Raw genomic sequence first — 17,882 nt, 5'->3', positions numbered from 1 at the left:
CCCCCCTGCCGCTGATGCTGGCGGGCGGCGCTGAAGAGCTGTGCCCAACCGAAGCCATGGTCTTCGACGCGCTCTACGCCACCAGCCTGAAAAACGACACCCCGCAATCCAGCCCTCGTCCTTATGACAAGGATCGCGACGGCCTGGTGATCGGCGAAGGCGGCGGCATGCTGGTGCTTGAAGAGCTGGAACACGCCCTGGCTCGCGGCGCGCGCATCCACGCCGAACTCGTCGGCTTCGGCAGCAACGCCGACGGCCAGCACACCACGCGTCCAGAGCAGCTCACCATGCGCCGCGCCATGGAGCTGGCCCTGGAAGACGCCGGGCTTCAGCCTTCCGACATCGGCTACGTGAACGGCCACGGCACCGCGACAGAACAGGGCGACATAGCCGAAACACTGGCGACCAGTTCGTTGTTTGGCGAACACATGCCGATCAGTTCGCAGAAAAGCTTTCTCGGTCATACGCTCGGAGCGTGCGGGGCGCTGGAGTCATGGTTCAGCATTGAAATGATGAATCGCGATTTGTATGCACACACGCTGAACCTGGATGAGGTTGATCCGCATTGTGGAAAGCTGGATTACTTGCGCGGCGAGTTTCGGCAGATGAGCAATGAATACGTGATGAACAACAATTTCGCGTTTGGCGGGGTGAATACTTCGCTGATTTTTCGGCGTTGGTCATGACTTGGAACTTCAAGGTCAAGGATGTCTTCAGCGTCTACAAGAGCGATGAACGCACACCCCAAGACCTATGAATGCCACGCCGGGACGATGGCCGGATTGTGTTGAAAGGGCTTGGTGAAGGTGCAGTAATCAGGCTGGTTTTACCTGAGGCGCGCAAGCGCCTTCTTCCAACGCCGCCAAGCCCTCGAACTCAGTCTGCAGTAGCGTCAAAAACGCCTCCCGAGCGGGGTGTCGACCTGCGTTTTCATGCCAATAAAAAAGGTTGTCGATACTCGTCAATTCCGGGAACTCATATCCTTGCCAACCCGCACTTTGGCGGTATTGCTCATAGATACCGCGAGGTACCAGTGCAACGCCGGCACCGGCACTGACGCAACCCACTATGGTGCCGTAGCTTGCAATGCTGACGATCGGCAACACCTGATCATGGCGCAACAGCCACTGCTCCAGCGCCAACCGGTAAGGACAGCCCGGGGGCCACATGAAAATTTCCTTACCTTGCAGATCCGCTGCTTTGCGTAATGGTCCATGCGACTCGGACGCGATGAGAATTAAATCTTCCCGGTACACCACTGCCCGCTCGAGACCGGGGCGTTCAATGTTCACCGCCACGATCACCCCATCAAGTCGGTGATGCTGAACGTCGTCCAGCAGTTGAGCCCAAGTGCCAGTGCTCAACTCCAGCGATACCTGCGGGTACATCGCATGGTACTTGGCCAATAACCGTGGCAACCGCCCCGTAGCACTGGATTCAATGGCGCCAATGCGCAGAGGACCGCCAGGCGTATTGGTGGGCGCTACCGCGCGTTTAGCTTCTTCAGCCAACCCCAGGATTTTCGTCACGTAATCGAGAAAAACCACCCCGGCAGGAGTGATCCGCAACCCTCGACCCTCGCGGAAAAACAGCGGTGTACCCAGCTCTCGCTCCAGGGACTTGAGTCGTGCGGTGATATTGGACGGCACGCAGTGCAACAATTCGGCGGCGCGCGCGATGCTGCCGACGTCATAAACCGTCTTGAACATACGCAGTTGGGACAATCCCATAGCTCATCCAGAGTGAATTCACAGATCAGTTTAAGTCACTTGTAGTGAAGCATGGTGTTTTTGATACTTCACCGGCGCACGTTGCGGTGACGCCGTCGCACCTCATTTCCCCAATGAACAGGAGTTCTTATGGAGTTAACTCAGCGCAAAATCCAGTCCCTCGCCGAAAGCGTATTCACCCATAAAGCCTTAAATAACACGTTCTACCAACGCTGGATGGGAGGAACACTCTCCCTCGGCGACGTTGAGGTGTTCGCCCGAAACTATCTGGCCCGCACCACACTGACCTCTCGTATGGTCACCCTGTCATTTCTGGGCGCTGACGACCTGCATGCTCAGGTCGAAATCGTCAAAAACCTGTACTCCAAGATGGGCTACGGCAACCCGGAAAAGGCCCACCTCGCCCTGCTGGAAAGTTATCTGATCGACCTTCTCAGCCGACTCGCTGATCGGCCATACAGCATGGACGAACTCATGGCGTTGCCTGTGCTGAAAAGCACCCGCACGTTAATCCACGAACAGTTGAGCTTGTATACCGACGGTGGCCATAACAACAATCCACGCCATGTGCTCGGAACGTTGTTGGCTCAAGAGTGGCTGGCCTATTCGATGCTCACCCGTTTGTACGAAGGGGCCCGCAACTATAAGCACCTATACGCCAATAACGACGACTTTCATGAGCACTGCGAGTACTTCTACATCCACATCGGAGATGCAGAGAAAGAACACAAGATTCCGGCGGTGAAAGCGGCCACTCAAAAATGCACCACCGACCAGGACATAGAGGAAGTCAGCGCTTCATTCAATCGCTTCCTGAACATCACCGAGCAGTACTGGGACGGTATAGCCCGTGCCATGCCCAGCATGCAAAATCGGGCTGCGTCCAGGGTTACGGCTTAATGAATAACAGGCCCGGCATAAAAATCGCTTTGGCGGTGATTTTTGTAATCCTTTGCTGGGCCTATTCCCCCATTGGAATCCACATCGGCCTAAAGGCCTATGACCCCGGGCATCTCGCGCTGCTGCGATTTCTCATCGCATCAACGTTCATGGCTGGCGTTGCATTGGTGATGCGTATTTCCCTGCCTCGCCTGAAAGACTTGCCACTGCTGGCGGTGTTGGGGTTCTTTGCCGTCAGCCTGCACCACATAGCCCTGAACAACGGCCAACAAGGTGTTAGCGCGGGAGCCGCCAGCGTACTGGCACAATCCACGCCGCTGTTCAGCACTTTATTGGCACATTTCGCGTTCAAAGATCGGGTCAACGGCTGGCAATGGATCTGTGTGCTATGCGGGCTACTCGGCGCCGCGGTGGTAGTCACCGCAGACCATGGTTTGGGTGAGTTGGACGCGCATGGGCTGTTGATTCTCTTGGCGGCGTTGTCCTGGAGTCTGTATTTCGCCTTGCAAAAACGCCATTCCCATCGTTATGACGGGTTGACGATGGTGTGTTACACCATTTGGTCAGGCACGGTACTGCTGCTTGTTTATGTCCCGGGGCTGTGGAACGAGGCACAAAATGCCTCTACTTCGGTCAACCTGGCGGTGCTCATTCTGGGCATCTTCCCCAGCGCCCTCGCGTACCTCGCGTGGGCATACGTACTGACGCAAAGCAACGTGAGCCGCGCGTCCATTTCGCTTTACCTGATCCCCCCCACAGCGATGTTGATGGCCTCGTTGGTTCTGAGTGAACGCCCATCCGCCATGGTCATCACTGGAACGGCCATTGTGCTGACGAGCGTACTCGCCCTCAATCTGGACCCATCGAAAGCCGCAGTTCCTGCCAACAAAGTTTGAACAGAGGTCGTGACCACCTATGAATGACTCAGAAAACCCGACCCTGACCTATGAACACCACGTATTGATTTGCACCAATCTGCGGCCCGATGGGCGCCGTAGTTGCTCGGGTTCAGGTGCTCATGAACTGCTCAGCGCAGCAAAACGCAAGCTCGCCAAAATGGGTGAACCGGGAACATCACGCGCCAACGCATCGGGCTGCCTGGGCCGCTGCGACCACGGCCCGGTCATGGTGATTTACCCCGCTAATTTGTGGTTCTCGTGCAAGACGCCGCAACAAGTTGAACGCATTCTCGATCAATACATCTTGCACCCCGATCAGCAATTTTGAACAAGGGGCCTTCGGCAGGAATCCACGCCATGACCTGGAAAAATGAAGACATGTGCATCGCCCAGTGGATGCTGGCCGAATACCGAAAACAGAACTTTCTATCGCAAGCCCTCGCGGCGCGGGAGATTCGTCTTATGTTCGGCGAAGCTCATGTATACCAAAACCGCCACGGAAACTGGGCCGTAAACAAGCCGATACTCGAAGCCTTCAAAACACTGACTGCTGAGTACGTGGTATGGAGCCGCAGCTTTCAAATATGGAGGCCAAGAACCGCACAAGATCCGACTGGCACGCGCGTGAGCCGCTGACAAGATACCCCGACGGATGCGATGCGGCAGGATTCCTGGCCTCGCGAAACATCTGAGTGCCCCCCCTCCGCGCCTGCAATGCACTTGAGTCCTGGTTTGAATACTTCGCTGATTTTTTCGGCGCTGGTCATAAGCAACGAACAGACACAAACGGAAAGTGGAGTACTCCATTTCGGAAACGTCCCACAACCAGAATTGAGGCTTTGCGCTAGGGTCGATGCCCCGTGATACGTCGGGGCATTACAAGGAAGAACGAACCATGACAAAAAAGGCCGTTATTGTTTTCAGCGGTGGGCAGGACTCAACCACCTGCTTGATTCAGGCGTTACCGCTTTACGATGAAATCCATTGCATTACGTTCGACTATGGTCAGCGCCACCGCGCGGAAATCGAGGTGGCGCAGCAGCTTTCGAAAGAGCTTGGCGTGACCGTGCACAAGGTGCTGGACACTACGTTATTGAATGAACTGGCAATCAGTAGTTTGACCCGCGATAACATCCCAGTACCCAGTGTGAATAGCTCAGGAGAAAGCCTGCCAAGTACTTTTGTGCCCGGTAGAAATATTCTGTTTTTAACCTTGGCCTCTATTTATGCCTATCAAGTTCGCGCCGAGGCTGTCATCACAGGTGTTTGCGAGACGGATTTCTCTGGCTAACCGGATTGCCGTGACGAATTTGTCAGGGCTCTGCATAAAGCCATTGAGCTGGGCATGGACTACAAACTGCGCATTGAAACGCCGCTCATGTGGTTGAATAAGGCAGAAACATGGGCTCTTGCCGAGCAGCATGGAAAGCTTGAATTGATTCAGCACCAGACACTGACTTGCTACAACGGAATAATTGGGGCTGGATGCGCGAATTGCGATGCGTGCAATCTTCGAGCGAAAGGGCTGAATGAGTTTTTGGAGAACAAGTCGGCGGTTATGAAAAGCTTGGAAAACAAGGGAAAACCTAAACTGTAAAACAGCAGGGGAAGTCAAGCCACTTCCCCTTTTTATATGTCTTAGCTGCTAACCACGCACCTTTTAAACAGGGGCCCGGCTCCAATTTTCTGCTTTTTCTTTCTTGTACATTTAACAGCCACCATTTGTTTACAATCACAAAGAGCCGCATCAGAGTTGAATACCTGTAGTCATGCTTTACTCGAAATCCGTCCTCCACATCCTAGCTGCTGTACAAATGGCAACACCGCAAACAAGATAAACACTCGTTAGATAATGTTTCGCAGTCAAAAAATCTGCAGGACTATCGACAAACTAAATAATTTTCCTACAGAAACAAAGAAGACCGAATGCGTATGATCGGCGTATTCCACACAACCAAAGTCACAAGCTTTCAACAGTGTCTTTTGCGAAAAAGCATGAGCACCCCAAAAGAATCATTTAATTAAGCAAATGTTTAATAGTTTGATTAACTAATTGAAATTTATAACAAACAGCTTTACCGGCTAGAAAACTTAAGTACAGTGACCAACCAGTTCCATTTTATAAAAATTGAATTGGCACTTTCTTAACTCTTGCAGGGAGCATCATCATGAAAAAAAACAAACCTACCTCCCAGGAATCGGCAGACCTTTCATCCGACGATTTATCCAAACTCTCCGAAACCACCGAGCGCACCGTCAGCGCGCGCCTGCGTAATCCAAACCGCCCCGACCCTGTCAGCCATGTGTTCAGCATCAACCCGAACGTCGATACGGAGTCCTTGCTCTGTCACGCCACTGAAACCCTCGCCTCGCTGAATGTGATGACCACCGACCTCGCCTGCGAACTCAAAGGCTCGCGCCGAAACGAGGCATTGGCCATTCAGCAACTGACCGTGCTGGCCGAGTTGATGGTCAACCGGGCCCTGGACATTCTTGACCCTCCCAGTGGGTTGTCTATGGCGCAGTCCAACAGTCACCAATAAGTAAACGCGCTCTCTTACGCAATGGAGGTTTTTTGTCATGGATAGATACATGCCTATCACCGGCATCGATTGCACCATCGCATCGTTGGTGATCGACACCGAAGCACCACTGGATGTGCTGCACGAAACAGCGGCTTACCGCATCCGCACGGCGACCCAGCTGCTTGAAAGTTTCGCGTTTGGCGAGGGCGTTCACAGTGAGCTGGCGCGGGTGTTGGTGACGTCATTGCGCGATGGTTGTGATTTGCTGGATGTCGTCGGGCGACGATTGCAGGGGCAGGTTTCGGCGCAACAAAGAAAATGAGGGCAAGCGCCTGCTGCGTCTTAACGGCATCAGTGGTGGGGAAACCAGCGCTTCCAACATGTGTGAAGACGGCCTCGCGCTTAGCGCAGAGGCCGTTCACACGCTTACTGAGCTTGAATCAACCTGCTTTCAGCAATGCCTGCGCGACCGGCCTGGTCGTCGATAACTTGCAGGCTGTTGCGCGCTTTGATGAGGGGAGCGGGGGTTGACTGAGCCGGGTCACTCTAAACGACAAAGGGCGCCTTTCGGCGCCCCTTCACAAACAGGTTGGCTTGTCATCGCCCTGTACCTGCCTGGCTCTGCGATGGCTGGTTACCCAGGATCCTCAGAGTCTCACAAGCCCCTTTCTGGAACGAGGGGAGTATCGCTCAAAAACATTCAATTCAGGTACTGGCATGTAACTTCAATCCCAAAGCCTTCACGACTTTAAGGATCGTGCCGAACTCTGGATTCCCTTCCCCTGACAGTGCACGGTAAAGGCTTTCCCGGGAGAGTCCCGCATCCCTTGCGACTTGGGTCATGCCGCGAGCCCGCGCAATGGTTCCGAGTGCTTTGGCAATAAACGCTGGGTCATCTCCCGCTTCTTCCATACAAGCGTCAAGGTAATTGGCCATGTCCTCTTCGGTCTTGAGGTACTCGGCAGAGTCCCAGCGAGTGAATTGTTCGGTCATGGGTTTTGCTCCTGCCAAGCTCTTGCAATTAGCCTGGCCTGTTTGATGTCACGTGTTTGGCTGCTTTTGTCACCGCCACAAAGGAGGATGACTAATTGACGACCTTGCTGCATGAAGTAGACCCGATAACCGGGCCCATAATCGATACGGATTTCACTCAATCCTTCTCCAATGGCTTTGACATCGCCAAACTGCCCTTCGGCCATATGGTCGATCCGCACCTGAATCCGCATCCTGGCGCGATTATCGGCCAGTTTCACTAGCCAGCCTGAGAATGTTGAACTTCGAAGAATCTCCGTCATGCGGCGAGTGTAGCTCCTGAGCTACACCTACTCAACCAAGAATTCTGATCAGCAGATTTTCAATCACGCCTTCAATGGCTCAACCTTACGCGTCAACAACTCCACAAACGCCTTGGCCATCGGCGACTTCTGATCCTTGCGCTGCACCAGCCAAACCGCCGACACCGCCGCTGGATCCAGCAACGGTCGATACACCACGCCGTCGATGCGCATCCGCTGATACGACGCCGGCAGCACCGACACCCCCAACCCCGCCGCGACCAACCCGATAATCGTCATCGCCTCGCCAGCCTCTTGCGCAAAGTGCGGGCTGAAACCGGCATCGCGGGCCAGGCTGAGCAATTGGGCGTAGAGACCACTGCCGTAGCTGCGTGGGAAAAATACGAAGGGTTCGAGGGCTAGTGCCGACAGGTACAACCCGTCTTCGCTGCCGTTGACCAAAGGGTCCTTGGAGCTGAGTACCGCCACCAGTGGCTCGCGCATTAGCTCCACGACACTGAGGGAATCCGGCAACCCCAACGGCCGCATGATGCCGACCTCGATCGACTCGTCGACCAACGCATCCGCGACCTGGGTGCTGCTCATTTCCCGCAGGTTCAGGTGCACCGCCGGGAAGCGCTGGCGAAATGAAAAAATCGCCTGGGGGATGGTCGAATTGAACGGTGCCGACGAGGTGAAGCCGATCTTCAGCTCCCCCAACTCTCCAAGTTGCGCACGCCGCGCCACATCAGCGGCTTTGTCGACCTGCGCCAGCGCCAATCGCGCCTCTTGCAGAAACAACCGACCGGCCTCGCTGAGCTCGACCCGACGATTGGTTCGCTCGAACAATCGTGCGCCAACCTCAGCCTCCAGTGCCTGAATCTGCTGACTCAACGGCGGTTGTGAGATACCCAGCACTTGAGCGGCGCGGCCGAAGTGCAGTTCTTCGGCGACGGCGACGAAGTAGCGCAGATGACGCAATTCCATGAAAACCCCATTAGGTCGTAAAAGCTCTCAAACAGGTCGAACAATATATTGGATTGAATCATTAGGCAGCTATATGCTTTTTTCATTGCCTGACCGGCTGCGCCCTCTGAGGTCCATCGTGAAAACTGCTGTCGCCCCTCTTGCCCACGAAGTTCAGCCCGCTGCGGCGGACGATGTCGTCGCCGAGCTGAAAGAGATTTACATCGAAAAAGGCACGCCGATGTTCATGCGCACGGTGCTGGCGCTGTTCTCCGGCGGCTTCGCAACCTTCGCGCTGCTGTACTGCGTGCAACCGATGATGCCGCTGCTGTCTCACGAGTACTCGATCAACGCGGCGCAGAGCAGCCTGATCCTGTCGGTCGCTACCGGCATGCTTGCCATTGGTCTGCTGATCACCGGTCCGATCTCCGACCGTGTCGGACGCAAACCCGTCATGGTCGCCGCGTTGTTCGCTGCCGCGCTGTGCACCATGGCCAGCGCAATGATGCCGAGTTGGGAAGGCGTGTTGATCATGCGCGCGCTGATCGGCTTGTCGTTGAGCGGCTTGGCAGCGGTCGCCATGACTTACCTGAGCGAAGAGATCCACCCGCAGCACATTGGCCTGGCCATGGGCTTATACATTGGCGGCAACGCGATTGGCGGCATGTGCGGACGCTTGATCACCGGGGTGCTGATCGACTTCGTCAGCTGGCACACGGCAATGCTGGTGATTGGCGGTCTGGCGCTGATTGCCGCAGCGGTGTTCTGGAAGATTCTCCCCGAGTCGCGCAACTTCCGCGCCCGCTCGCTGCACCCGCGCAGCTTGATCGACGGCTTCACCATGCACTTTCGCGACGCCGGTTTGCCGTTGTTGTTTCTTGAAGCCTTTGTGCTGATGGGCGCGTTCGTCACGCTGTTCAACTACATCGGTTACCGACTGCTGGCGGAGCCGTATCACATGGAGCAAGCCTTCGTTGGACTGCTCTCGGTGGTGTACCTGTCAGGGATCTACAGCTCGGCGAAAATCGGTTCGCTGGCTGACAAGCTCGGGCGCCGCAAAGTGCTTTGGGCGACCATTGTGCTGATGCTCGCCGGCCTTGCCCTGACCATGTTTACCCCACTGCCGGTGGTGATCATCGGCATGCTGGTCTTTACCTTTGGCTTCTTTGCCGCGCATTCCGTGGCCAGCAGCTGGATCGGGCGTCGGGCGATCAAGGCCAAGGGGCAGGCATCATCGTTGTATCTGTTTAGCTATTACGCCGGATCGAGCATTGCCGGGACGGCGGGTGGGGTGTTCTGGCATTTGGGCGGGTGGAACGGGATTGGCTTGTTCATTGGTGCGCTGTTGTTGGTGGCGCTGTTGGTGGCGTTGAAGCTGGCGAAGTTGCCGCCGTTGGGCGGAGTCAAAGCCTGACGCATAACCCATGTAGGAGTGAGCCTGCTCGCGATAGCGGAGTGTCAGCCAATACATTCAGCGACTGATTTACCGCTATCGCGAGCAGGCTCACTCCTACATTTGATCCGCGCTCGATATTGGATCGTGCAAACAAAAACGCCCGGCATTAGCCGGGCGTTTTCAGTATCGGACGACGATCACTCGTGATACTGCGCCGACAACTCATGCACCGCGCGCAGGAAGGCACCCGCATGTTCCGGATCAACTTCCGGCGTGATGCCATGGCCGAGGTTGAACACGTGGCCACTGCCTTTGCCGTAGCTGGCGAGAATGCGGCCGACTTCGGTGCGAATGGCTTCCGGTTTGGCGTACAGCACGGTTGGGTCCATGTTGCCTTGCAGGGCGACTTTGCTGCCAACGCGATCCCGGGCGCTGCCGATGTCGCAGGTCCAGTCCAGGCCCAGTGCATCAGCGCCGGCATCGGCGATGCTTTCCAGCCACAGGCCGCCGTTCTTGGTGAACAGGATGACCGGAACCTTGCGGCCTTCGTGTTCGCGGATCAGGCCGTTGACGATTTTTTTCATGTAGGCCAGGGAGAATTCCTGGTACGCCGCCGCCGAGAGACTGCCGCCCCAGCTGTCGAAGATCTGCACCGCTTGCGCACCCGCCATGATCTGGCCGTTGAGGTAGCTGGTGACCGTCTGCGCGAGCTTGTCCAGCAACAGGTGCAAGGCTTGCGGGTTGTCGTAGAGCATGGTTTTGGTCTTGCGGTAGTCTTTCGACGAGCCGCCTTCAACCATGTAGGTAGCCAGGGTCCATGGGCTGCCGGCAAAGCCGATCAGCGGCACGCGGCCGTTCAGTTCGCGGCGGATGGTGCTGACCGCGTCCATGACGTAGCCGAGGTCTTTGTGCGGATCCGGGATCGGCAGGGCTTCGATGTCGGCCATTGTGCTGACGACTTTCTTGAAGCGCGGACCTTCACCAGTTTCGAAGTACAGGCCTTGGCCCATGGCATCCGGGATGGTGAGGATGTCGGAGAAGAGGATCGCCGCGTCCAGTTGTGGATAGCGGTCGAGCGGCTGCATCGTGACTTCGCAAGCGAACTCCGGGTTCATGCACAGGCTCATGAAGTCACCGGCCTTGGCACGGCTGGCGCGGTATTCCGGCAGGTAGCGACCGGCTTGACGCATCATCCACACAGGGGTGACGTCCACGGGTTGCTTGAGCAGGGCGCGAAGGAAACGGTCGTTCTTCAGGGCAGTCATGTCGGCATCCGGAAAAAAAGTGCGGGCATTTTCTCAGAGCCGGGCGCAAAAGGCACGGTTGCAGGTCAGCCTTTTGTCTATCGGGTCAATTGGTCGCGGGGGAAACACGGAATTCAGCAACACCACGAAACAACTGTGGGAGCGAGCCTGCTCGCGAAGAGGGCTTCGCAGTCAACATCTCTGTTGGCTGATCCACCGCTTTCGCGAGCAGGCTCGCTCCCACATTTTGATCGCATTCCAGTTTTGGAAAGTGATCAGACGCCCAGGTAATCCAGGATCCCTTCGGCGGCATTGCGGCCTTCGAAGATCGCGGTCACCACCAGGTCAGAACCGCGAACCATATCGCCGCCGGCGAAAATTTTCGGGTTGCTGGTCTGGTGCTTGTATTTACCTTGTTCCGGAGCCACAACGCGGCCCTGGCTGTCGGTCTGGATGTCGAACTGTTCGAACCACGGCGCCGGGCTTGGACGGAAACCGAAGGCGATGACCACGGCGTCAGCCGGGATGATCTCTTCGGAACCCGGGATCGGCTCGGGGCTGCGACGGCCACGGGCGTCCGGTGCACCGAGACGGGTCTCGACCACTTTCACGCCTTCGACGCGGTCTTCACCGACAATGGCAATCGGCTGGCGGTTGTAGAGGAATTTCACGCCTTCTTCCTTGGCGTTCTTCACCTCTTTGCGCGAGCCCGGCATGTTCGCTTCGTCACGACGATAAGCACAGGTCACCGACTTGGCACCCTGGCGAATCGAAGTACGGTTGCAGTCCATCGCCGTGTCGCCGCCGCCCAGTACCACGACCTTTTTGCCTTTCATGTCGACGAAATCTTCCGGCGACTTTTCAAAGCCCAGGTTGCGGTTGACGTTGGCAATCAGGAAGTCGAGCGCGTCATGCACGCCCGGCAGGTCCTCACCGGCAAAGCCGCCCTTCATATAGGTGTAGGTGCCCATGCCCATGAACACGGCATCGTACTCTTCGAGCAGTTGCTCGACGGTCACGTCCTTGCCCACTTCGGTGTTCAGGCGGAACTCGATGCCCATGCCGGTAAAGACTTCGCGGCGATTGCTCAGCACGGTCTTTTCCAGCTTGAACTCGGGGATACCGAAGGTCAGCAAGCCACCGATTTCCGGGTTCTTGTCGAACACCACCGGGGTCACACCACCGCGAACCAGCACGTCCGCACAGCCCAGACCTGCCGGGCCGGCGCCGATGATCGCGACACGCTTGCCGGTCGGCTTGACCTTGGACATGTCCGGGCGCCAGCCCATGGCGAACGCGGTGTCGGTGATGTACTTCTCCACCGAACCGATGGTCACCGCGCCGAAGCCGTCGTTAAGGGTGCAGGCACCCTCGCACAGACGGTCCTGCGGGCACACCCGGCCGCAGACTTCCGGCAGGGTGTTGGTCTGGTGCGACAGCTCGGCGGCCTGGAGGATGTTGCCCTCGGCCACCAGTTTCAGCCAGTTTGGAATGAAGTTGTGCACCGGGCACTTCCATTCGCAATACGGGTTACCGCAACCCAGGCAGCGGTGGGCCTGATCGGCCGAATGCTGGGGTTTGAAGGGTTCGTAGATTTCCACGAACTCTTTCTTGCGTTGACGCAACAGTTTCTTCTTCGGATCTTTGCGCCCGACATCGATGAATTGGAAGTCGTTGCTGAGACGTTCGGCCATCTTCAAAACCTCGTACACGACAGCCTCAAGCTACAAGCTTCAAGCTGCAAGAAAATCAAATTAATCCGCCGCACCGCGCATTGCTTCAAGCTTGACGCTTGAAGCCTGCGACTTGCCGCTGCGTCGTTTATTGCGGACTCGCACGAGTACTGGAGAGCAACGTTTTCAAGCTCGCCGCCTTAGGTTTGACGAGCCAGAAACGACGCAAATAGTCATCGAGGTTTTCAGCGAGGTTACGACCCCATTCGCTGTCGGTTTCCTCGACGTATTCGTTCAGCACGCGTTGCAGGTGGCTGCGATAGGCTTCCATCGCTTCACCGCTGATCCGCTGGATTTCCACCAGTTCGTGGTTGACCCGGTCAACGAAGCTGTTGTCCTGGTCGAGCACGTAGGCGAAACCGCCGGTCATGCCTGAGCCGAAGTTGTAACCGGTCTTGCCCAGGACGCAAACGAAACCACCGGTCATGTACTCGCAGCAGTGATCGCCCGTGCCTTCCACAACCGTGTGGGCACCGGAGTTACGCACGGCAAAACGCTCGCCCGCGGTGCCGGCGGCGAACAGCTTGCCGCCCGTGGCGCCGTACAGGCAGGTGTTGCCGATGATGGCACTGTCCTGAGTCTTGTAGACGCTGCCCTTCGGCGGAACGATGACCAGTTTGCCGCCGGTCATGCCTTTGCCGACGTAGTCGTTGGCGTCGCCTTCCAGATACATATTCAGGCCACCAGCGTTCCACACACCGAAGCTCTGACCGGCCGTGCCTTTGAAGCGGAAGGTGATTGGCGCGTTCGCCATGCCTTGGTTGCCGTGCTTGCGGGCAATTTCACCGGAGATCCGTGCGCCGATGGAACGGTCGCAGTTGCAGATGTCCAGAGCGAAGTCGGCGCCGCTCATGTCGTTGATCGCCGAGGTGGCCAAGTCGACCATTTTCTCGGCCAGCAGGCCTTTGTCGAACGGCGGGTTGCGGTCCACCTGGCAGAATTGAGGCTTGTCTGCCGGGATGTGATCGCTGCCGAGCAACGGGGTCAGGTCCAGGTGTTGCTGCTTGGCGGTCTGGCCTTCGAGGACTTCCAGCAGATCGGTACGACCGATCAGCTCTTCGAGGGAACGCACGCCGAGCTTGGCCAGCCACTCACGGGTTTCTTCGGCGACGTAGGTGAAGAAATTCACCACCATGTCGACGGTGCCGATGTAGTGATCCTTGCGCAGCTTCTCGTTCTGGGTCGCAACGCCGGTGGCGCAGTTGTTCAGGTGGCAAATACGCAGGTATTTGCAGCCCAGCGCGATCATTGGCGCGGTGCCAAAGCCGAAGCTTTCAGCGCCGAGGATGGCCGCCTTGATCACGTCGAGGCCGGTTTTCAGGCCGCCGTCGGTCTGCACCCGGACTTTGCCGCGCAGGTCGTTGCCGCGCAGGGTCTGGTGGGTTTCAGCCAGGCCGAGTTCCCACGGAGCGCCCGCGTATTTGATCGAGGTCAGCGGCGATGCGCCGGTGCCGCCGTCGTAGCCGGAGATGGTGATCAAGTCCGCATAGGCCTTGGCCACACCGGCGGCGATGGTGCCGACGCCCGCTTCTGCAACCAGCTTCACCGAAACCAGCGCCTTGGGGTTGACTTGTTTGAGGTCGAAAATCAGCTGCGACAAGTCTTCAATCGAGTAGATGTCGTGGTGCGGCGGTGGCGAAATCAGGGTCACGCCCGGCACTGCGTAACGCAGCTTGGCGATCAGACCGTTGACCTTGCCGCCTGGCAGCTGACCACCTTCGCCGGGCTTGGCGCCCTGAGCGACTTTGATCTGCAGCACTTCAGCGTTGACCAGGTATTCCGGGGTCACACCAAAGCGGCCAGTCGCGACCTGCTTGATTTTCGAGCTCTTGATGGTGCCGTAGCGTGCTGGATCTTCGCCGCCTTCACCGGAGTTGGAACGCGCACCGAGGCGATTCATGGCTTCGGCCAGGGCTTCGTGAGCTTCCGGCGACAGCGCGCCCAGCGAGATACCCGCGGAGTCGAAGCGCTTGAGCACCGACTCCAGCGGCTCGATTTCGCTGATGTCGAGCGGCGTGTCGAGGGTTTTGACCTTGAACATGTCGCGGATCATCGACACTGGACGGTTGTCCACCAACGATGTGTATTCCTTGAACTTGCTGTAGTCGCCCTGCTGCACAGCAGCTTGCAGGGTGTTGACCACGTCAGGGTTGTAGGCGTGATATTCGCCACCGTGGACGAACTTCAGCAGGCCGCCTTGCTGGATCGGCTTGCGCGGGCTCCAGGCTTCGGCAGCCAGGGCTTTCTGCTCGGCTTCGATGTCGACGAAGCGCGCACCCTTGATGCGGCTCGGCACACCACGGAAGCTCAGTTCGCACACTTCCTCGGACAAGCCGATGGCTTCGAACAACTGCGCGCCGCGATACGACGTGATGGTCGAAATGCCCATCTTCGACAGGATCTTCAGCAGGCCCTTGGTGATGCCTTTACGGTAGTTCTTGAACACCTCATAGAGGTCGCCCAGCACTTCACCGGTACGAATCAGGTCGCCCAGCACTTCGTAAGCCAGGAACGGGTACACCGCCGAAGCGCCGAAACCGATCAGCACGGCAAAGTGATGCGGGTCACGTGCGGTCGCGGTTTCCACGAGAATGTTGGAGTCGCAACGCAGGCCTTTTTCGGTCAGGCGGTGGTGCACCGCGCCGGTGGCGAGCGAAGCGTGGATCGGCAACTTGCCCGGGGCAATGTGACGGTCACTCAACACAACCTGGGTACGACCGGCGCGCACGGCTTCTTCAGCCTGATCGGCAACGTTGCGGATCGCCGCTTCCAGGCCGACGCTTTCGTCGTAGTTCAGATCGATGATCGCGCGCTCGAAGCCCGGACGATCGAGGTTCATCAGCGAGCGCCACTTGGCCGGGGAAATGACCGGCGAGCTGAGGATCACGCGCGAAGCGTGTTCCGGCGACTCCTGGAAGATGTTGCGCTCGGCACCGAGGCAGATCTCCAGCGACATGACGATGGCTTCACGCAGCGGGTCGATCGGCGGGTTGGTGACCTGCGCGAACTGCTGGCGGAAATAGTCGTACGGCGTACGCACGCGCTGAGACAGCACGGCCATCGGCGTATCGTCGCCCATCGAGCCGACTGCTTCGTAGCCTTGCTCGCCGAGCGGACGCAGCACCTGATCACGTTCTTCGAAAGTGACCTGGTACATCTTCATGTACTGCTTGAGCTGGTCGACGTCGTAGAAAGCCGAACCGTGGTCGTTGTCTTCCATGGTCGCCTGGATGCGCAGGGCATTCTTGCGCAGCCATTGCTTGTACGGATGACGGGACTTCAGGCGGTTGTCGATCGCATCGGTGTCGAGGATCTGGCCGGTTTCGGTGTCCACTGCAAAGATCTGGCCCGGGCCAACTCGGCCCTTGGCGATCACGTCTTCAGGCTGGTAGTTCCAGACACCGATTTCCGAGGCCAGGGTGATGAACCCGTTTTTGGTGGTAACCCAACGGGCTGGACGCAGACCGTTACGGTCGAGCAGGCACACGGCGTAGCGACCATCGGTCATGACCACGCCAGCCGGGCCGTCCCACGGCTCCATGTGCATCGAGTTGTACTCGTAGAACGCACGCAGATCCGGGTCCATGGTTTCGACGTTCTGCCACGCAGGCGGAATGATCATCCGCACGCCACGGAACAGATCGATGCCACCGGTGACCATCAGTTCGAGCATGTTGTCCATGCTGGAGGAGTCGGAACCGACGCGGTTGACCAGCGGGCCGAGTTCTTCCAGGTCCATCAGATCGTTGGTGAACTTGGTGCGACGGGCCACGGCCCAGTTGCGGTTGCCGGTGATGGTGTTGATCTCGCCGTTGTGCGCCAGGAAGCGGAACGGTTGAGCCAGCGGCCATTTCGGCAGGGTGTTGGTGGAGAAGCGCTGGTGGAACACGCAAATCGAGGTTTGCAGGCGCTCATCGCTGAGGTCTGGATAGAAGGCGGTCAAGTCCGCCGGCATCATCAGGCCTTTATAAATGATGGTCTTGTGCGAAAAGCTGCAGATGTAGTGATCGGTGTCGGCGGCGTTGGCCACGGACGAGCGACGACGGGAGGTGAACAGCTTGATCGCCATGTCCTGATCGCTCAGGCCTTCACCCCCGATGAACACTTGTTCGATCTGCGGCAGGCGCTCGAGGGCCAGACGGCCGAGGACACTGGTGTCGATCGGCACTTTGCGCCAGCCGACGAGGTTCAGGCCGGCAGCCAGGATCTCGCGGTTCATGTTCTCGCGAGCGGCTTCGGCTTTGACCGGGTCCTGGTTGAAGAAAACCATGCCCACGGCGTATTGCTTGGGCAGTTCAACACCGAAGGTTTCCTGGGCGATGGCTCGCAGGAACACGTCCGGCTTTTGAATCAGCAGACCGCAACCGTCACCGGTCTTGCCGTCGGCATTAATCCCACCGCGGTGGGTCATGCAGGTCAGGGCCTCGATGGCCGTTTGCAAAAGGGTATGACTGGGCTCGCCCTGCATATGGGCTATCAGGCCGAAACCGCAGTTATCCTTGAATTCATCTGGTTGGTACAGACCTGCTTTCATAGACACTTTCTCACCAGGCTGCCTCTTGTCGAGGCAAATTTCTTTTCAATTCAATCAGTTACCATCCGCGCCGAACGTATGCCAGCTTTGCGGGGGCAAAAGGGAGGTCATTGTACACACCGACACTTACGCTCACAAATTTGACGACGAACTGTCGCAAATCCATGTCGCATTTGTGAAAGGTTTAAAGCGATCCGCTGTGCTAGTCAAAATTTTTTTTTAATTTTGACCGCAACGACTCAAAGACTACTGTAACGCAGACACCACAAGGCACGCAGTCTTGGGAGACGGCATGCGCTTGTAGAAATTTTGAGGTGCCGGGAGAGGCGGCCTGGGTAAGGCCGCCGAATCATCAGCGAGTTGTTGCCAGTTCCTGTTGGACGCTGGCGACAGTGCGTGGCCAAGGTTTACCAGCCTGAACCTTCGCTGGCAAGGCCTTGATAGCGGTAACGGCTGCATCGCGACTGGCGAAGTTACCGTAGGTGATGACGTAAAGCGGCTTGCCGTTGAGCACTTTCTTGAAATAACGGTACTCGCCGCCCTGCTCCTTCACGAAGTTTTGCGCAGACGTTTCCGAGCTGGTGCCGAGAATCTGCACCACGTAATTGCTTGTAGGTTGCCCAGCGTACCAGGTTCCGCCAGCGGCCTTGGCTGCGGGTGCTGGCTTGGCGGCAGCCGCCA

The 17,882-nt window shown here is 57.4% G+C and carries 16 protein-coding genes and 1 pseudogene; 9 read left to right on the top strand and 8 right to left on the bottom strand.

Translation table 11 applies throughout. The features are described from left to right. Window positions 1-686, top strand: a 686-nt coding sequence (locus PMI22_RS23105; protein WP_007943764.1) for a beta-ketoacyl synthase N-terminal-like domain-containing protein, incomplete at its 5' end; no start/stop codon positions are given. Between the two features lie 129 nt (window positions 687-815). Here the strand turns inward: PMI22_RS23105 and PMI22_RS23110 are convergent. Beyond that, a complete protein-coding gene (locus PMI22_RS23110; RefSeq protein WP_007943763.1) occupies window positions 816-1,730 on the bottom strand; it encodes a LysR family transcriptional regulator in 915 nt (304 codons plus the stop codon). Window positions 1,731-1,859: 129 nt separating this feature from the next. Here PMI22_RS23110 and PMI22_RS23115 point away from each other — a divergent pair, with 129 nt between their 5' ends. The 7 genes and pseudogenes from PMI22_RS23115 (at window position 1,860) to PMI22_RS23140 (ending at window position 6,376) form a co-directional block, all read left to right on the top strand. After that, the gene (locus PMI22_RS23115; protein WP_007943762.1) at window positions 1,860-2,630 is read left to right on the top strand and encodes an iron-containing redox enzyme family protein; all 771 of its coding nucleotides are present in this window, start codon (window positions 1,860-1,862) and stop codon (window positions 2,628-2,630) included. Continuing rightward, window positions 2,630-3,526, top strand: a complete 897-nt coding sequence (locus tag PMI22_RS23120; protein ID WP_007943761.1) for a DMT family transporter — start codon at window positions 2,630-2,632, stop codon at window positions 3,524-3,526. The genes PMI22_RS23115 and PMI22_RS23120 overlap by 1 nt, the downstream gene beginning before the upstream one ends. 19 nt (window positions 3,527-3,545) lie before the next feature. Then, window positions 3,546-3,857 (top strand): (2Fe-2S) ferredoxin domain-containing protein, encoded by a 312-nt coding sequence (locus tag PMI22_RS23125; RefSeq protein ID WP_007943760.1) that lies wholly within the window; start codon window positions 3,546-3,548, stop codon window positions 3,855-3,857. A 29-nt stretch (window positions 3,858-3,886) separates the two neighbouring features. After that, the gene (locus PMI22_RS23130; protein WP_007943759.1) at window positions 3,887-4,165 is read left to right on the top strand and encodes a DUF6953 family protein; all 279 of its coding nucleotides are present in this window, start codon (window positions 3,887-3,889) and stop codon (window positions 4,163-4,165) included. A 259-nt stretch (window positions 4,166-4,424) separates the two neighbouring features. Further along, a pseudogene (gene queC / locus PMI22_RS0129150) lies at window positions 4,425-5,126 on the top strand (7-cyano-7-deazaguanine synthase QueC). 571 nt (window positions 5,127-5,697) lie between these two features. Beyond that, window positions 5,698-6,072, top strand: a complete 375-nt coding sequence (locus PMI22_RS23135; RefSeq protein ID WP_007943754.1) for a DUF6124 family protein — start codon at window positions 5,698-5,700, stop codon at window positions 6,070-6,072. Between the two features lie 37 nt (window positions 6,073-6,109). Then, entirely contained in the window at window positions 6,110-6,376 is a 267-nt protein-coding gene (locus tag PMI22_RS23140; protein ID WP_007943752.1) for a hypothetical protein, read from the top strand. Between the two features lie 383 nt (window positions 6,377-6,759). On the opposite strand, the gene PMI22_RS23145 is transcribed toward PMI22_RS23140, so the two are convergent. The 3 genes from PMI22_RS23145 to PMI22_RS23155 form a co-directional block, all read right to left on the bottom strand. Beyond that, window positions 6,760-7,047, bottom strand: a complete 288-nt coding sequence (locus tag PMI22_RS23145) for an addiction module antidote protein (RefSeq protein WP_007943750.1) — start codon at window positions 7,045-7,047, stop codon at window positions 6,760-6,762. Next, complete coding sequence (locus tag PMI22_RS23150) at window positions 7,044-7,349, bottom strand: type II toxin-antitoxin system RelE/ParE family toxin (RefSeq protein ID WP_033048901.1); 306 nt, start codon at window positions 7,347-7,349, stop codon at window positions 7,044-7,046. Before PMI22_RS23150 ends, PMI22_RS23145 begins: the two co-directional genes overlap by 4 nt. Before the next feature lie 63 nt (window positions 7,350-7,412). Next, entirely contained in the window at window positions 7,413-8,315 is a 903-nt protein-coding gene (locus PMI22_RS23155; RefSeq protein ID WP_007943748.1) for a LysR family transcriptional regulator, read from the bottom strand. 118 nt (window positions 8,316-8,433) lie between these two features. On the opposite strand from PMI22_RS23155, the gene PMI22_RS23160 reads away from it, so the two are divergent. Beyond that, window positions 8,434-9,708, top strand: a complete 1,275-nt coding sequence (locus PMI22_RS23160) for an MFS transporter (RefSeq protein ID WP_033048900.1) — start codon at window positions 8,434-8,436, stop codon at window positions 9,706-9,708. A gap of 179 nt (window positions 9,709-9,887) precedes the next feature. On the opposite strand, the gene hemE is transcribed toward PMI22_RS23160, so the two are convergent. From hemE to PMI22_RS23180, 4 genes are all read right to left on the bottom strand, one after another. Then, window positions 9,888-10,955 carry a uroporphyrinogen decarboxylase gene (gene hemE / locus PMI22_RS23165; protein ID WP_007943744.1) on the bottom strand — a complete coding sequence of 356 codons (1,068 nt, stop codon included), beginning with the start codon at window positions 10,953-10,955 and terminating at the stop codon, window positions 9,888-9,890. A gap of 254 nt (window positions 10,956-11,209) precedes the next feature. Continuing rightward, complete coding sequence (locus tag PMI22_RS23170) at window positions 11,210-12,628, bottom strand: FAD-dependent oxidoreductase (protein ID WP_007943743.1); 1,419 nt, start codon at window positions 12,626-12,628, stop codon at window positions 11,210-11,212. 127 nt (window positions 12,629-12,755) lie between these two features. Further along, the gene (gltB, locus tag PMI22_RS23175) at window positions 12,756-17,201 is read right to left on the bottom strand and encodes a glutamate synthase large subunit (protein WP_007943742.1); all 4,446 of its coding nucleotides are present in this window, start codon (window positions 17,199-17,201) and stop codon (window positions 12,756-12,758) included. A 352-nt stretch (window positions 17,202-17,553) separates the two neighbouring features. Then, on the bottom strand, window positions 17,554-17,882 hold a 329-nt coding region (locus PMI22_RS23180), incomplete at its 5' end, for an SPOR domain-containing protein (RefSeq protein ID WP_007943741.1).

The sequence above is a fragment of the Pseudomonas sp. GM21 genome, from assembly GCF_000282215.1.
Lineage (GTDB): Bacteria > Pseudomonadota > Gammaproteobacteria > Pseudomonadales > Pseudomonadaceae > Aquipseudomonas.
This window is presented reverse-complemented; position numbering and strand designations above follow the sequence as displayed.

Bases quoted from the DNA above. Each gene is read 5' to 3' on its own strand.
- PMI22_RS23110 (WP_007943763.1), bottom strand. From the start codon at position 1,730: ATGGGATTGTCCCAACTGCGTATGTTCAAGACGGTTTATGACGTCGGC.
- PMI22_RS23115 (WP_007943762.1), top strand. From the start codon at position 1,860: ATGGAGTTAACTCAGCGCAAAATCCAGTCCCTCGCCGAAAGCGTATTC.
- PMI22_RS23120 (WP_007943761.1), top strand. From the start codon at position 2,630: ATGAATAACAGGCCCGGCATAAAAATCGCTTTGGCGGTGATTTTTGTA.
- PMI22_RS23125 (WP_007943760.1), top strand. From the start codon at position 3,546: ATGAATGACTCAGAAAACCCGACCCTGACCTATGAACACCACGTATTG.
- PMI22_RS23130 (WP_007943759.1), top strand. From the start codon at position 3,887: ATGACCTGGAAAAATGAAGACATGTGCATCGCCCAGTGGATGCTGGCC.
- PMI22_RS23135 (WP_007943754.1), top strand. From the start codon at position 5,698: ATGAAAAAAAACAAACCTACCTCCCAGGAATCGGCAGACCTTTCATCC.
- PMI22_RS23140 (WP_007943752.1), top strand. From the start codon at position 6,110: ATGGATAGATACATGCCTATCACCGGCATCGATTGCACCATCGCATCG.
- PMI22_RS23145 (WP_007943750.1), bottom strand. From the start codon at position 7,047: ATGACCGAACAATTCACTCGCTGGGACTCTGCCGAGTACCTCAAGACC.
- PMI22_RS23150 (WP_033048901.1), bottom strand. From the start codon at position 7,349: ATGACGGAGATTCTTCGAAGTTCAACATTCTCAGGCTGGCTAGTGAAA.
- PMI22_RS23155 (WP_007943748.1), bottom strand. From the start codon at position 8,315: ATGGAATTGCGTCATCTGCGCTACTTCGTCGCCGTCGCCGAAGAACTG.
- hemE (WP_007943744.1), bottom strand. From the start codon at position 10,955: ATGACTGCCCTGAAGAACGACCGTTTCCTTCGCGCCCTGCTCAAGCAA.
- PMI22_RS23170 (WP_007943743.1), bottom strand. From the start codon at position 12,628: ATGGCCGAACGTCTCAGCAACGACTTCCAATTCATCGATGTCGGGCGC.
- gltB (WP_007943742.1), bottom strand. From the start codon at position 17,201: ATGAAAGCAGGTCTGTACCAACCAGATGAATTCAAGGATAACTGCGGT.